Below are 15,787 nucleotides of genomic sequence, written 5' to 3'. Positions count from 1 at the left end.
GTGATAAACGCTACCTTATCACCGATAAACTTTAGGAAAGAAGCATCTCGATGAAAAGGGCCTATCTCGTCGTGCTGACGGCAATGGCGCTGGACGCGGCCGGCATCGGGCTGATCATGCCGGTGCTGCCGGGGCTGTTGCGCGAGGTTGGCCATGTCGAGGACATTGGCTGGATTTTCGGCGCGTTCCTCGCCGCCTATGCCGCCATGCAGGTGCTGTTTTCGCCCCTGCTCGGCGCGTTGTCCGACCGCTACGGCCGCCGGCCGGTGCTGCTTCTGTCGCTTGCCGGGTCGATGCTGGATTATCTGTTCATGACCTTCGCGCCGTCGCTGCCGCTGCTGTTCGTCGGCCGACTGATCGCCGGCCTAACGGGCGCCAGCATGGCGGTGGCCTCCGCCTATATGGTCGACATCAGCAGCGAAGAGCTGCGCGCCCGCGCCTTCGGCCATCTGAGCGCCGCTTTTGGCGTCGGGTTCATCGCCGGTCCGGCGCTCGGCGGCCTGCTCGGCGATGTCTGGCTGCGCGCGCCGTTCCTGGCGGCGACAGGGTTCACCGGCATCAATCTGGTGCTGGCCTTCCTTCTGCTGCCGGAGCCGGAGCGGGTCGGCGGCACAGGCGAGCCGCTGTCGTTCAACCCGCTGGCGCCGCTGCGTTGGGCCCTGACTTTTCCGGCCCTCCTGCCGCTGCTCGGCGCCTTTGCCGTGCTCGGCCTTGTCGGCGAAGTCGGCGGCACCGTCTGGGTTCTCTACGTGCAGGACAAATTCCGCTGGAGCCTTTTCACTGTGGGCATCTCGCTGGCATTGTTCGGCCTCTTCCATGCCGGAGCCCAGGGTTTCGTCGCCGGACCGATCGCCGAGCGCTGGGGCGAAAGGCGAGCGCTCATGGTCGCCATCCTTGCCGACAGCACGGCCTATGTGTCGATCGCGCTGGCCTGGCAAGGCTGGATGGCGTTCGCGCTGTTGCCGCTTTTCTGTCTCGGCGGCATCGGAGCCCCGGCGCTGCAATCGTTGCTGACGTCACGTGTCGCGGCAGATCACCAGGGGCGATTGCAAGGTGTGCTCACCAGCATGACGAGCCTGGTCTCGGTGCTCGGACCACTCGTCATCGCCATGCTCTATTTTCGCACTCGAATGGTCTTCCCAGGCATGGTGTGGGTCGCGGGCGCGACCCTCTATGTCCTCTGCCTGCCCCTGCTGCTCGCAACCGGATCGCCCACGGCCAAACGGGAGGCGGCGGAGTGAGGATAATAGTGGCCGGCGACAGGGTTATCCCTGCCCCATCCTGTTCCAGGCGTCCAGCCCGGCGATCTTATAGGCCTCGGCCAGCGTGGGATAGTTGAATGTATTGTTGACAAAGAAGTCGACCGTGCCACCCAGATTGATCACCGCCTGGCCGATGTGAATCAGTTCGGTGGCGCCCTCGCCGACGATATGCGCGCCGAGCAAGCGGCGTGTCTCGATCGAGAACAGAAGCTTCAGGAAGCCGGTGTTGACGCCCATGATGTGGCCCCGCGAGGTCTCGCGGAAACGGGCCACGCCAACCTCGTAGGCGGCGCCGCTCTCGCGCACCTGTTCCTCGGATTGGCCGACGGTGGAGATCTCGGGCACCGCGTAAATGCCATAAGGAAAGGTTTCCGGCGGCGGCGGCAAGGTCACGCCGAAAGCATGGCACGCGGCTACCCGGCCCTGCTCCATCGAGGTGGAGGCCAGGCTCGGAAAGCCGATCACGTCGCCGGCGGCGTAAATGTTGGGCACGCTGGTCTGGAAGGTGTGCGGATCGACCTTGATGCGTCCCCTGGAGTCAGCCTCGATGCCGACCGCATCGAGGCCGAGGCTACCGACATTGCCGGTGCGGCCCGCGGCGTAGAGCACGATCTCGGAACGTATGGTGCGCCCGTCGGCCAGCGTGACCTCTGCATGGTCGGGCCTGGAGGCAATCTCCTTCACGGCGCTTCCCAGCCGGATGGTCATGCCGCGGTCGCGCATCTGGTGGATGAAGTCGTCGACGATCTCACGGTCGACGAAATCGAGGATCGTGTTGCGCGGCTCGACCAGCGTCACCGGCACGTCGAGTGCCGAAAAGATCGTCGCGTATTCGACGCCGATGACCCCGGCGCCGATGACCGTCAGCGTGCGCGGCAAGCGGTCGAGCTCGAGCATTTCGTCACTGTCGAACACGCGGCTCTTGTCGAACGGCACGTCGCCCGGCCGGTGCGGCCTGGTGCCGACGGCGATCAGCGCATTGGCGAAGCCGACCTCGCTGTAGTCGCCATTGTCCGATGTCAGGCTGACCCTGTTGGGCCCGAGAAATTTCACCGCGGCGCGGGAGCTCTTGACCGTGTTGCGCATGAACTGGTGCTGCAGCACCTCGACCTCGTGGTCGAGCGTCTTGTGCAGGCGCTCGACCAAGTCTCCGACCGAGATGTCCTGCTTAACCCGATAGCCGCGCCCATAGAAGCCGCGCTCACGCCAGCCCGAGAGATTGAGCACGGTTTCGCGCAGCGTCTTCGACGGAATGGTGCCCGTGTGCACGGAAACGCCGCCCAGGCGCCGCCCCCTGTCGACGACCAGTACCGATTTGCCGAGTTTGGCCGATTGTACAGCGGCACGACGGCCGGAAGGGCCGCTGCCAATGACCAGCATGTCGTAATCCATCCTGCCCGTCCCTGCCCCTTGGCGCTTTTGGTGCGCCGCAACAAGCTAACGCCATGTCAGGCGCGAATTCAACCGGCCCGCCGGCCGCTTCCCCCGCCTTGCGCACCGGGAAAGGCTCGATCTTGATTCCGCCATCAGCCTTTACCATTTTCCCAGCAGGTGGGGCGCAGGCTAAGCAGGCCCCTGTTACGAGGAAATGACATGAACGCTCGCGTTCTCGACGGTGAAATCATCAATACCAGGCTCGACGACGTGAGGGCCTATGAAGGGGTACGCACGCGGCGTGTCCTGGCGGTCATGATCGACTATGTCATTGTCGCGCTGCTCACCATCCCTGTCGCCATCCTGGTGTTCTTCCTCGGACTTTTGACCCTCGGCCTTGGCTGGATGCTGTTTGGCGTCCTGGTCCCGGCCGTCGCGATTCTCTACATCTGGAACACGCTTGGCAGCGCCGACCAGGCGACCACGGGCATGAAGATGATGGGCATCCGGCTCGATCGGCTCGACGGCAGGCCGATCGACGGGCTCACGGCAGTGGTCCATTCGGTGCTGTTCTGGGCCGGCAACGTCATCCTGTCGCCGCTGGTGCTGCTGGTGACGCTGTTTTCCGATCGCAAGCGCACGCTGCACGACCTGCTGCTCGGCACGGTGGTCAGCCGCACCGGCCGCTGAGGCGCATTTTCGCAAGCATCGCCGCGGCGTCGGCACAAATGTGAAGGCGTCCGCATGGCCACGCCTTCACAATCCTGTTGAATTTTTCGCTTTCCGCGCCAAAGGTAGAGCGATTCGAAGGAGTGTTTCCGAGACTCGATGACGCAGCACCCGACCCAGTCGCCGCAGTTCTTCCTGACCGCGCCGTCGCCGTGCCCCTATCTCGACGGCCAGTTCGAGCGCAAGGTGTTCACGCATCTGGTCGGCGACAAGGCGTCAGAGATGAATGATCTCCTGACCCAAGGCGGGTTCCGCCGCTCCCAGAACATCGCGTACAGGCCGGCCTGCGAAACCTGCCGCGCCTGCGTCTCCGTGCGCATCCTGGCGCAGGAATTCGTCGCCAGCCGCAACATGAAGCGCGTGCTGCAGCACAATTCCGATCTCGTCGGCGCCATGCACAATGCCGAGCCCTCGACCGAACAATATTCGCTGTTCCGCAGCTATCTCGATGCCCGCCACCGCCGCGGCGGCATGTCGGACATGACGGTTCTGGACTACGCCATGATGGTCGAGGACACCCATGTCGACACCAAGGTCATCGAATATCGCCGGCGCGGGCCCGATACTTTCATCACCGGCAAGGGACAGGGCGAGCTGATCGCGGTGGCGCTCACCGACAAGATGGCCGACGGCCTGTCGATGGTGTATTCCTACTTCAATCCCGACTTCGAGGAGCGGTCTCTCGGCACGTTCATGATCCTCGATCACATCGCTCGCGCCAGGGCGATGGGGCTGCCCCATGTCTACCTGGGATACTGGGTCAACGGCTCGCGCAAGATGAATTATAAGATGCGCTTCATGCCGCAGGAGCATCTCGGCCCGAAGGGCTGGGAGCGCTACACCAACGAAGCGGTCTCACGCTGAGTTTTTCCAAGATCCACGTTTAACTGTTTCAACGCAGGGGATGCTGGTCTTTCAGCCGCTTGGCGGGAGAGTGCGTCATTGCGCCGATCGGCTGTCCCATCTGTATTTCATTACGAAAGTTTGCAAATGACGTCCCACAGCGACCACCAGAAGGGCCTTCTGATAACCGCCATTGGCGGCCTGACGCTGACCCTCGACATTCCGCTGATCCGCCTCGCCGATGGCGGCGCATGGACGATCCTGCTCTTGCGCGGGGCCGCCACCTTCATCGCCGCAATGATCATCTGGGCTGTCTGGCGGGCGCTCAGCCGAAACGCGCCTCAGCTCATTCCAGGCTGGTCGGGACTGGCGGCCGCGATATGCTACGGGCTGACCTCGATCACCTTCGTCACCGCCGTCTTCTACACCTCGACCGCCGACCTGGTGTTCATCCTGGCCTTCAACACAGTGTTCGCCGCGCTCTTGTCCTGGTTGTTTCTCCGCGAAAAGCCGCGGGCGGTGACGCTCGCGGCGATGCTGGTCATGATCCTCGGCGTGCTGGTAATCGTCGGCGGATCCGTCGGCACCGGACACCTGTTCGGCAATTTCATGGCGTTGTGTTCGGCCTTCTTCATTTCCGTGGCCATCACCATTTCGCGGGCCAGCGGCAAGGACATGGGCTTCACGGCGCTCGTCGGGGTGGTTCCGTCGCTCGTGCTGGCGGCCTTCATGGTGTCAGGTGAAGGCGTCCATGTGAGCGCGCCCTGGTGGATCATCTTTAACGGCGCCGTGATCATGCCGATTTCGTTCTTCTGCCTGGCGGCCGGTCCCAAATACATCTCCGGACCGGAAGTGGCGATGTTCTACCTTCTGGAGACCGTGCTGGCACCGGTGTGGGTATGGCTGATCTTCTCCGAAACGCCGTCACGCAACAGCCTGATCGGCGGCGCGATCCTGATCGTCACATTGGTGGTCCATTCGGTGTGGCAGTTGCATGACGGACGCAGGCGCCGCGCCGCCCTTGCGGTGCGTCATCCGGCCTGAATCTTCTTCGCCTCGCCGTCGATCTCGATCAGCGACGGCGAGCCTTCCTGTTCAGGGGAAGCAGGCATCTCGTCCATCATTTCCACCTCGCGCAGCCATTCGCGCCAGATCGCCACCAGCAGTGCCATCAGCACCGGGCCGATGAACAGGCCGAGAAAGCCCATCGTCTTGACGCCGCCGATCAGGCCGAAAAAGGTCGGCAGGAAGGGCAGTTTTATCGGCCCGCCGACGAGCTTCGGTCGCAAGGTCTTGTCGACGATGAACAGTTCGACCGTCCCCCAGATGAACAAAGCCAGGCCGGCCACCGGTGAGCCGCTGGCAGCGAGATAGATCGAAACCAGCGTGAAGGACAGCGGTGCCCCGCCGGGAATCAGCGCCATGACCCCGGTGAGCGCGCCAAGCGTCACGGGCGACGGCACGCCGGCCAGCCAGTAGGCGATGCCGAGCACCAATCCCTCGCCGATGGCGATGACGGTCATGCCGGTCACGGTCGAGGAAATGGTCGCCGGCACGACGCGTGAGATGCGCTCCCACCTCGTCGGCAGGATGCGCTCGCCCAGGCGATCGACCTGGCCGGCGAAATGCTCGCCGTCGCGATAGGCGAAGAACAGCGCGATCATCATGAACAGAAGCGTCAAAAGCAGGCCGAAGGCGCTGCCGCCAGCGGCAAGGACGCCGCGATAGATGCTGCCGATATTGGCGCCGCTGACCAGTTGGATCAGTTCGCCGATGCCGCCGGGATGGCCGAGATTGGTCGTCCATTGCTGGTTCAGCCATTCTCCTACGATAGGCAGCGTGGCGATCCAGTGCGGTGTCGGGGCGCCGTGCCGGTTGGTCTCGATCGCCCAGCCGACCCATTCGCGCACCTCGTTGATGGCGTAGGTGCCCGCGAGCGCGATCGGTATGACCAGGAAGGCAAGGATGAACAATATGGCGAAGGTGGCGGCGATGGTGCGGTTGCCGCCGACACCGGCCAAAAGCCGCCGGTAAAGCGGCCAGCTTGCGAAGGCGATGACCAGCGCGGCCAGCACCGGGAACAAGAAGCCGTGGAAGAAATAGACGCCGGCGGCAACGATCAGCACCAGCAGCCAGCGCGCCGCCGAGAGCGGTGGGATGACGGCGGCTCTGAGCGGCGTCGACAGACCGAACAGGCGCTGCCCCGGTTTCTGGATTTTCGCTTCCTTCAAACGCTCGTCTCTCCCCGGCCATCCCGCGGCTTATGCTCTGATATAGTGCAGCAATCGTGATGATAGTTCAAAGGTGATGGTGAAGCTGCGGATCTCCCCCCTCGAGGGGGAGATGGCCGGCAGGCCAGAGGGGGTAGCCGCGCGTAAGGCGCTAGCATTCTTTGTTCAAAGCAATGAGGTTGCGTCCAGTCGAACCGACCCCCTCTGTCGCCTTCGGCGGCATCTCCCCCTCGAGGGGGGAGATTACCCAAATTTCCCGGTCCTCGGGAAACCCTTCGGCACCATGCGGCCAGCCGACGCGCGGGCGCCGATCCATTCGGCCAATTCCTCGCGCGACCTTGTAAAGGTGCGGTCGGCCGAATCCTGCCAGGAAAGACCGGTCTCCAGCGTAAATGGCTTGAGATCAAGAAGCCCGCCATCCTTGTATTTCTGCAGCCGCACGCCCTTGCCGCGGCTCATTTCCGGAATGTCGGACAGCGGAAACACCAGCATCTTTCGGTTCTCGCCGACGATAGCCAGATGATCGCCGCCGACCGGCACGCAGCGCTTGGCTTCGTCGGGCGCCTTGACGTTCATCACCTGCTTGCCCTTGCGGGTGTTGGCGACGACCTCTTCCTCCGGCACGATGAAACCGTTGGCGTCATGCGAGACCAGCAGCAGCTTGCGCTTCGGATCGTGAACGAAGGCGGTGACGATGTCCTGGTCATTGTCCATGTCAACGATGATGCGGATCGGCTCGCCATGGCCGCGCCCGCCCGGCAGCCGATCGGCGCCGATGGTGTAAAATTTGCCGCCGGTGGTGAACACCAGGATCTTGTCGGTCGTCTGCGCATGGAAGGCGAGTTTCAGGCTGTCGCCTTCCTTGAACGCAAGCTGCGAATGATCGGTCAGATGACCCTTCATCGCACGCAGCCAGCCCTTTTCCGAAACCACCACGGTGACCGGCTCGCGCTCGATCATGGCATGTGCGATGTCGGTCAGGTCATGCTCGGGCGCATCGGCGAACTGGGTGCGGCGCTTACCGAGCTCGGTCTCGGGGCCGAATTTGTCCCGCAGGCTCGCAACCTCCCACTTGATCGTCCCCCATTGCTTGGCTTCGGACGCAAGCAGCGCCTCGATCTGCTTCTTTTCGGCAGTGAGGCCGTCGAATTCCTTGCGGATCTCGAATTCTTCCAGCTTGCGCAGGGCGCGCAGGCGCATGTTGAGAATGGCTTCGGCCTGGGTGTCGGTGAGCGACCAGCGGGCCATCATGACCTGCTTTGGCTCATCCTCCTCACGGATGATCTTGATCACCTCGTCGATATTGAGATAGGCGATCAGGTAGCCGGCAAGGATCTCCAGCCGTCTTTCGATCTCGCCGAGGCGGTGTTTCGAGCGGCGGATCAGCACGTCGCGACGATGCTCGAGCCATTCCTGCAGCACGCCTTTCAGTGACAGGACGTTAGGCACCTTGCCGCGCGACAGCACGTTCATGTTGAGCGGGAAACGGCTTTCAAGCTCGGTGAGCTTGAACAGCGACTCCATCAGGATGCCGGGATCGACGGAACGGCTCTTGGGCACCAGCACGACGCGGATGTCCTCGGCGCTCTCGTCCCTGATGTCCTCGAGCAGCGGCAATTTGCGCGCCATCAGGAGCTCGGCGATCTTCTCGATCAGGCGCGCCTTCTGCACGCCATAGGGGATTTCGGTGACGACGATGCTCCAGGTGCCCCTGCCCTGGTCTTCCTGGCTCCATTTTGCCCGCACGCGAAAGCCGCCACGGCCGGTTTCATAGGATTCGAGGATGGAGGCTCGGCTATCGACGATGATGCCGCCGGTCGGGAAATCCGGGCCCTGGACGAAATCCATCAGCTTGGCCACCGGCGCGTCCCGATGCTCGATCAGGTGAAGGGCGGCGTCGCAAAGTTCGGCCGCGTTGTGCGGCGGGATCGATGTCGCCATGCCGACAGCGATGCCGGACGAGCCATTGGCCAGCAGATTGGGGAAGGCGCCCGGGAGCACCACCGGCTCCTCGTCCTCCTCATTGTAGGTCGGCCGGTAGTCGACGGCATCCTCGGTGATGCCCGCGAGCAGCTCGGTCGCCACATCGGTCATGCGCGCTTCGGTGTAGCGCATGGCGGCGGCGTTATCGCCGTCAATGTTGCCGAAATTGCCCTGGCCGTCGACCAAGGGGTAGCGCATCGAGAAATCCTGCGCCAGCCGCACCAGCGCATCGTAGATCGACTGGTCGCCATGCGGGTGGAACTTGCCCATCACCTCGCCGACGATACGAGCGCATTTGGCGAAGCCCTGGTCGGGGTTCAGGCGCAGCAGGCGCATGGCGTGCATGATGCGGCGATGGACCGGCTTCAGCCCGTCGCGGACATCGGGCAGCGCCCGGTGCATGATGGTCGACAGCGCATAGGCAAGATAGCGCTCTTCGAGCGCCTTCTTCAGATCGACCGGTTCGATGTGATCGCCGCCACCATTGTCAGGCGGCAAAAGCCTTTTTCCCATGGGCTGGAACTAGCCGAGCGGGTGATTCGCGGCAAGAGGGCAAGCCTTGAAGTGGGTGCATGCCCTGCCCTGCAATACGAAGTCGCAGGCAAGCCCGCCAGCCAACATCAATCCGTTACATGCCGTCTCTATTGCGAAGCGCGACGACGCTCGGCGGCCCGGTCTCCAGCATGTTCGGATCGAGTTTGCCTTTCGCCGCGATTTTTGACCATTGTGGCGGGATGCGCCTTTTTCCCGTCCAGTTCGTCACTGAAGGGTGATGGCGCCAAAAATTGAAAAATAATTTTCAGGACACTCGCAGGGGCATTCGCGATGACAATCAAACGCTCGACTCTCAGGAAATTCGCCTTTTCGACCTTCTTGCTCACATTGCCGCTGAACGCGGCGCTCGCCCAGGACACCGCGGTCGCCGACCGGCTGAAGGCGGCACTTGCCGCGCAGGGCGTCAACATCTCCTGGACCGGCGTGACCGGCGACAACGCCAGCATGGTGTTGCAGGGCGTATCCATCAAACCGGGCGCGGAAAAAGAAGCCCTTGCGATCGGCGACGTCAAACTCGAGGGCGTGACCGAAGCCAATGGCGGCTATGATATCGCAACCGTGTCGACCTCGGCATTCGAACATAGCAAGGACGGCGTCACCCTCAATTTAAGCCCCCTCGTCATCCACGACATGATGGTTCCGGCCAGCGGCGCCAGCGGCCCGCTGGGCTCGCTGATGATGTACAAGTCCGCCGAACTCTCGAACATGAGGGTCAAGATCGCCGACAAGACCGCTTTCTCGATGGACGGGCTTGCCATCGAAATCACGCCGCCGGCCGACGGCCAAGCGATGAAATTCACCGGCACCACCGAGAAGTTCAATGCCGACCTGACGCTGGTCGAGGATCCCAAGTCGAAGGAAGTCATCAACGCACTCGGCTACCAGAACATTGCGGGCAATTTCGAGATGGCCGGCACCTGGCAGCCCACTGACGGCAAGATGGAGCTGTCGAAATACAACATTTCGGTCGAGAATGCCGGCACGCTCGGCATGACCTTCGATCTCGGCGGCTACACGCTCGACTTCATCAAGTCGCTGCAGGAAATGCAGAAGAAGATGGCCGCGCAGCCCGAAGGGGCCGACAACTCGGCGCAAGGCATGGCCATGCTCGGCCTGTTGCAGCAGCTTTCCTTCAACAGCGCCTCGATCCGTTTCGACGACGATTCGCTGACGGGCAAGGTGCTGGACTATGTCGGCAAGCAGCAAGGCATGTCGGGCAAGGATATCGCCAACCAGGCCAAGGCGATCGTGCCGTTCGGCATGGCGCAGCTCAACAATCCCGAGCTGACGGCGCAGGTAACGGCGGCGGTCGGCAAATATCTCGACGATCCGAAGAGCCTCGAAATCTCGGCTAAGCCGCCGGCGTCGGTGCCGTTCGCACTGATCATGGCGGGCGCCATGTCCAATCCGACCGACCTGCCGAAGACGCTCGGCGTCACCGTCAAGGCCAACGAAGACTGATCGAAGCGACCTCGACTTGCTTCAAGATACGAAAAGCCCGGCAGCGATGCCGGGCTTTTGTCTGCGATTCTCAATCGAACGAGTCACTTCGGAGGCTTCTTTAAAGCGCCGTCCGAAGCGCCATCATGCCTCTTTCTTGATCGGTGCGACACGCAGCGACAAGTCGCGAAGCTGCTGCGGCGTGGCTTCCGACGGCGCATTCATCAACAGGTCGTAAGCCTGCTGGTTCATCGGGAACATGGTGATCTCGCGCAGGTTCTTGGCGCCCACCAGCAACATCACGACACGGTCGATGCCGAATGCCGCTCCGCCGTGCGGCGGGGCGCCGTACTGAAACGCACGGTAAAGGCCGCCAAAGCGCTCCTCGACGGTCTGGCGATCCAGTCCGACCATCTCGAAGGCCCTGACCATGGTTTCGGGCAAATGGTTGCGGATGCCGCCCGAGGCAATCTCGAAGCCGTTGCACACGGCGTCGTACTGGAATGCCTTGATGCCGAGCGGCTCCTGGTTGTTGAGGGCGTCGATGCCGCCCTGCGGCATCGAAAACGGATTGTGGGCGAAATCGATCTTCTTCTCGTCCTCGTTCCACTCGAAGAACGGAAAGTCGACGATCCAGCACAGCTCGAAACGGTCGCGGTCGACCAGGTTCAGTTCCTCGCCGGCGCGGGTGCGCGCAGCACCCGCGAAGGAGACGAATTTCTTGTGATCGCCGGCGACGAAGAAGGCGGCATCGCCATCGGCAAGGGCCAGTTGAAGACGGATCGCCTCGGTGCGCTCCTCGCCGATGTTCTTGGCAAGCGGACCCGCGCCTTCGAGTTTCTCGCCTTCCTTGCGCCAGAAGATGTAGCCCAATCCGGGCTGCCCCTCGCCTTGCGCCCAGCTGTTCATGCGGTCGCAGAAGGCACGGCTGCCCCCGGTCTTGGCCGGAATGGCCCAGACCTCGGCCTTGGGATCGTTGGCCAGGATGTTGGCGAAGACCTTGAAGCCGGAATCACGAAAATGGTCAGAGACCGCCTGCATCTCGATCGGGTTGCGCAGATCCGGCTTGTCGGTACCGTATTTGCGCATCGCAACATCATAGGGAATGCGCGGCCAGTCCTTCGTGACGGGCTTGCCGTTGGCAAAGGCCTCGAAGACCGATGTCATCACCGGCGCCATGGTGGAAAGCACGTCATCCTGCTCGACAAAGCTCATTTCGAGGTCAAGCTGGTAGAATTCGCCGGGCAGGCGGTCGGCGCGCGGATCCTCGTCGCGGAAGCAGGGCGCGATCTGGAAATAACGATCGAAACCCGAGACCATGATCAGCTGCTTGTATTGCTGCGGCGCCTGCGGCAGCGCATAGAAAGTGCCGGGGTGAATGCGCGACGGCACCAGGAAGTCGCGCGCGCCTTCGGGCGACGATGCGGTGAGGATCGGCGTCGAGAATTCGGTGAAGCCGACCTCGCCCATGCGCTTGCGCATCTCGGCGATGATCTTCGTGCGCGCCACGATGTTCCTGTGCAGCGTCTCGCGGCGCAGGTCGAGGAAGCGGTATTTCAGCCTGATGTCCTCGGGATAGTCCGGCTCGCCGAAGACCGGCAGCGGCAATTCCTTGGCCGCCGAAAGCACTTCGATCTCGCGCGCGAAAATCTCGATCTCGCCGGTCGGCAGGTTGGCATTGGTGGTTTCAGGCAGGCGCGCCTTGACCTCGCCGTCGACGCGGATCACCCATTCGCCGCGCACTGTTTCGGCGATCTTGAAGGCCGGCGAATCGGGATCGGCGACGATTTGGGTCAGGCCATAGTGGTCGCGCAGGTCGATGAACAGCAGGCCGCCATGGTCGCGCACGCGATGCACCCAGCCCGACAGGCGAACGGAAGCGCCGACGTCGCTCTTTCTCAACTGGGCACAGGTATGGCTGCGGTAACGGTGCATTGTCATGGGCAAAAGTCCGGGATGTTGGGTTGCCGGCCGAAGCATCGCGGCCCGGCCTGAAAAATTTGCGCGAAAAGCGCATGGGAGGCCCGGTTTGTCAAGGCGAGTGGGCGGAGGGCCAGGGCAACGAACCCGGGTTGACGGGTTCTTTCGGAGCATTCGCCGGCGCGCAGGTCGCCCTATGAACCAAGGCTTGACAGCCGCAGGCGATGCGCGAGGTGATCGACGACCAATGCGGCGCTTGCGGAAGACGTTGTGGCCCGATGAAGGCGGATCTCCGCCCCGGGCAGCGGCGGCACATAAGGGCCAGGATGGACATCGCGCAGGCCGGGCGCGAGCATGCTGCCCTTGACCACGGTAACCGCAAGGCCCTGCTCGACGATCGCCTCCGTCGCGGCAAGGCTCGGGCTGACATAGGCCAGTCGCCACGGCCGGCCCGCTCTGTCGAGCGCGTCAGTCGCCCATGCGCGAAACAAGCAATCAGGGTCCGACAACGCGACGGGCAGCGGATCGAGTTCTTCGACAGAGTGGGTCCTCGCCGCCGCCCATATCGCTCTTTCGCGGCATATCAGATCGCCCTCGGCCACACCTTCCGGATGCATGGCGATGACCGCGTCAAATGATGAGCCGAGCCGTTTCAGCAGCCGCGCCGTGAGGCCGATCTCCATTTCGACCTGCATGAGCGGAAATCGCACGGCGATATCGGCGAGGAGGCGTGGCAGGATCTTGGTGCCGTAGTCCTCCATGACGCCTATCCGGATGCGTCCCGCTACCCGTTGGTTGGAGACACGGGCAATCGCCTGCTCGTTAAGTGCAAGAATGCGGCGTGCGTCGATCAGAAACCCCTCGCCGGCGGCCGTAAGCTCGACATGGGCCGTCGATCGACGGAACAGCGAAATGTCGAGGCGCTCTTCAAGGCGCTTCACCTGCAAGCTGACGGTGGCTTGCGTTCGATTGAGCTGCTCGGCGGCTCGCGTGAAAGAGAGCCGCTCGGCAACGACGACGAAAGTCCGCAACAATTCCGGATCGAGACTCCGACTGCTCATTGCGCAAGCTTATCAAGCTCATTGCATTTATTCGATTCCTTTTACCCGGTTTGCCCGATACCGCTGGACTCCGAACTGGCAGAGGGGAAGCGATGGAAACTGGAGGCGTGCTCGCGGCGATTCTCTCCAGCGCCTTTGGCGGCACCGCTGTCGGTGCAACGCGCTATCTCGCGCGTTCGCTGGATCCGCTCACCATCGGCGCGATCCGGTTCGGGGGTGGTTTTCTAGTGCTCGCCGCCGTAGCGCTTCTGCGGCGGGACAAGTGGCCTGCGAAAAGCGATTGGCCGGGCGCCGCCGCATTGGGCCTGCTGTTCTTCGGCCTATTCCCGGTGCTCTTCAACGGAGCCCTTGTCTACACGACGGCGGCGCGAGGAGCTCTGGCGCTTTCGACGCTGCCTGTGCTCACAATGCTCGCAGGCGCGGTTCTAGGGATCGAACCGCCGACGACGCGCAAGATCGTCGGCGTCCTGGTCGCGATGGCCGGAGTGGCTGTCGCGCTTGGCAGCAGCCTGACGACAGCTCCCCAGGGCGCCTGGCGCGGAGACCTCCTGATGATCGCGGCGGCATTCTGCATGGCGCTCTACAATGTCTGGTCGCGACCTTTTCTCACCCGCTGCGCGCCGACATCATTCGCCGCGTTTGGCATGGCCGTCGGCACGGCCTGCCTGTTGGCGCTGTCGACTTTGACTGGAGGCCTGACGCGACTTGCCGCGCTTGAGGCGTCGCAATGGGTTGCCAGCGGATACCTGGCCGTAATTTGCGGCGCCCTGATCTTCTTCCTCTGGGCGTTCGCGCTTGAACGTGCGCCGCCAACGCTGGTTGCCGTTTCAGTTGCCGTGAACCCCGTGACGGCATCGATCTTCGGCGCCGTCTTTCTCGGTGAGCAAATCAATGCAAACCTAATTGTCGGGCTCATCGCTGTCCTCGCGGGAATAGCCATCGCGTCGGGAGCAGCCGGGCGGTTCGCCGTGGGACGTCGAGGAGGCAGGCGCCGACTTCCTTGAACAGAAAGGCGGACACATCCTGTTGGCGCGGGGAATTGCCGCTGGTATTGACGGAAGCGATGGTTCAAGAAGGGATCACAGACATGTGATCGCCTCTTAATGTCCTCCATCCGTCCGCTGATCCCGCTCCTCATCGCCGCAGGCATCCTGCTCGGCGGCAATGGGCTGCAAAGCACGCTGATCGCGCTGCGCGGCGCGCAGGAAGGTTTTTCGGCTTCCGACATCGGCCTGATGGGCACGTTCTATTTCGCCGGCTTTCTGCTCGGCTGCCTGGCCGTCACCCGCATCCTGAAGGCGGTCGGCCATGTCAGGACCTTCTCGGCGCTGGCCGCGGCCGCCTCGGCCGGCACATTGCTCCTGGTTCTGGTCATCGACCCGGTGATGTGGTGCGCGGTGCGTTTTGCCGGCGGTTTCTGCTTCGCCGGCCTGTTCACGGTGATGGAGGCCTGGCTCAACTCCGGGGTCAGCAACAAGGACCGCGCCCGCGTGCTTGCCATCTACCGCATGGTCGACATCGGCTCGGTCACCGGCGCGCAGTTCCTCATCCCGATCTTCGGAGCAGGCGGCTTCGCCATATTCGCCATCATGTCGATGATGATCACGCTGTCGCTGGTGCCGGTATCGCTGGGCGATCGCTCCAACCCGACGCCGCCGGAAGACGTCAAGCTCGACCTGGCGCGGGTCTGGCGCATCTCGCCGCTCGGCTGTTTCGGCTGCATCGCCGTCGGCGTCACCAACAGCGCGTTCCGCACGCTGTCGCCGGTCTATGCCGAGCAGATCGGCATGTCTGTCGCCGATGTCGTCACCTTCGTCAGCGTCGGTATCTTCGGCGGCGCACTCATCCAATACCCGCTAGGCTATCTCTCCGATCGCTGGGACCGGCGCTCGGTGCTGCTGGCGACGACATGCTGCGCCATGCTGGCAGCGCTGGCGCTTGCGTTCGTGGCGGGAGCCGACCCGTTTCTCAACTTCCTCATCATCTTCATCTTCGGCTGTTTCGCCATGCCGCTCTACTCGCTGTCGGCGGCGCACTCCAACGACCGCGCCGGCGCGGGCGAGTTCGTTCTGATCAACGCCGCCTTGATGCTGTTTTATTCCTTCGGCGCCATTGGCGGCCCTTTCGCCGCATCGACGGCGATGCAGTATTTTGGCCCAAGCGCGCTGTTCGTGTTCAGCGCGCTGGTCTATGCAATCTTCATCGCCGTCATCCTCTATCGGATGCGGGCACGATCGGGCGTGCCGGCTGGCAAGCGCAGCCGCTTCACCGCGCTGTTGCGCACCTCGACGGTTTTCGCCCGGCTGGCGAGAAGAAACGGCGATCCGGACGGGCCGGACGGGCCGTGATGCGAGCGCCAACGCTTGACGAAAGCCTTCCCGGCTGAAAT

At 63.0% G+C, this 15,787-nt stretch carries 12 protein-coding genes; 7 read left to right on the top strand and 5 right to left on the bottom strand.

Going from position 1 to position 15,787, the window contains the following annotated elements:
• Positions 1–50 precede the first annotated feature (50 nt).
• Positions 51–1,241, top strand: coding sequence for a TCR/Tet family MFS transporter (locus LB541_RS19135; protein WP_224619336.1), 1,191 nt, complete (start codon positions 51–53; stop codon positions 1,239–1,241).
• Between the two features lie 24 nt (positions 1,242–1,265).
• On the opposite strand, the gene sthA is transcribed toward LB541_RS19135, so the two are convergent.
• On the bottom strand, positions 1,266–2,654 hold the full coding sequence (sthA, locus tag LB541_RS19130; protein ID WP_140494088.1) for a Si-specific NAD(P)(+) transhydrogenase: 1,389 nt from the start codon (positions 2,652–2,654) through the stop codon (positions 1,266–1,268).
• A gap of 201 nt (positions 2,655–2,855) precedes the next feature.
• Here sthA and LB541_RS19125 point away from each other — a divergent pair, with 201 nt between their 5' ends.
• The 3 genes from LB541_RS19125 (at position 2,856) to LB541_RS19115 (ending at position 5,252) form a co-directional block, all read left to right on the top strand.
• Positions 2,856–3,326 (top strand): RDD family protein, encoded by a 471-nt coding sequence (locus tag LB541_RS19125; protein ID WP_140494090.1) that lies wholly within the window; start codon positions 2,856–2,858, stop codon positions 3,324–3,326.
• Positions 3,327–3,464: 138 nt separating this feature from the next.
• Positions 3,465–4,229, top strand: coding sequence for an arginyltransferase (locus LB541_RS19120; RefSeq protein WP_140494092.1), 765 nt, complete (start codon positions 3,465–3,467; stop codon positions 4,227–4,229).
• Between the two features lie 126 nt (positions 4,230–4,355).
• Positions 4,356–5,252, top strand: coding sequence for a DMT family transporter (locus tag LB541_RS19115; RefSeq protein WP_140515659.1), 897 nt, complete (start codon positions 4,356–4,358; stop codon positions 5,250–5,252).
• Here the strand turns inward: LB541_RS19115 and LB541_RS19110 are convergent.
• Both LB541_RS19110 and parC read right to left on the bottom strand, forming a co-directional pair.
• On the bottom strand, positions 5,240–6,439 hold the full coding sequence (locus tag LB541_RS19110; protein ID WP_140515657.1) for an AI-2E family transporter: 1,200 nt from the start codon (positions 6,437–6,439) through the stop codon (positions 5,240–5,242). The two genes, LB541_RS19115 and LB541_RS19110, sit on opposite strands and share 13 nt — an antisense overlap.
• A gap of 243 nt (positions 6,440–6,682) precedes the next feature.
• The gene (gene parC / locus LB541_RS19105) at positions 6,683–8,935 is read right to left on the bottom strand and encodes a DNA topoisomerase IV subunit A (RefSeq protein ID WP_140557024.1); all 2,253 of its coding nucleotides are present in this window, start codon (positions 8,933–8,935) and stop codon (positions 6,683–6,685) included.
• Positions 8,936–9,247: 312 nt separating this feature from the next.
• On the opposite strand from parC, the gene LB541_RS19100 reads away from it, so the two are divergent.
• Entirely contained in the window at positions 9,248–10,438 is a 1,191-nt protein-coding gene (locus LB541_RS19100; RefSeq protein WP_140557026.1) for a hypothetical protein, read from the top strand.
• Between the two features lie 123 nt (positions 10,439–10,561).
• On the opposite strand, the gene aspS is transcribed toward LB541_RS19100, so the two are convergent.
• Positions 10,562–12,352, bottom strand: coding sequence for an aspartate--tRNA ligase (aspS, locus tag LB541_RS19095; RefSeq protein ID WP_224619393.1), 1,791 nt, complete (start codon positions 12,350–12,352; stop codon positions 10,562–10,564).
• A gap of 179 nt (positions 12,353–12,531) precedes the next feature.
• Positions 12,532–13,398: a LysR family transcriptional regulator gene (locus tag LB541_RS19090; protein WP_140624643.1), complete on the bottom strand. Its 867-nt coding sequence runs from the start codon at positions 13,396–13,398 to the stop codon at positions 12,532–12,534.
• Between LB541_RS19090 and LB541_RS19085 the strand changes: the two genes are divergently transcribed.
• Positions 13,398–14,402: a DMT family transporter gene (locus tag LB541_RS19085; protein WP_318012625.1), complete on the top strand. Its 1,005-nt coding sequence runs from the start codon at positions 13,398–13,400 to the stop codon at positions 14,400–14,402. The genes LB541_RS19090 and LB541_RS19085 overlap by 1 nt on opposite strands.
• A gap of 99 nt (positions 14,403–14,501) precedes the next feature.
• Positions 14,502–15,746 (top strand): MFS transporter, encoded by a 1,245-nt coding sequence (locus LB541_RS19080; protein WP_140494106.1) that lies wholly within the window; start codon positions 14,502–14,504, stop codon positions 15,744–15,746.
• Positions 15,747–15,787 lie beyond the last annotated feature (41 nt).

The organism is Mesorhizobium sp. BR1-1-15, from assembly GCF_020165475.1.
Lineage (GTDB): Bacteria > Pseudomonadota > Alphaproteobacteria > Rhizobiales > Rhizobiaceae > Mesorhizobium.
This window is presented reverse-complemented; position numbering and strand designations above follow the sequence as displayed.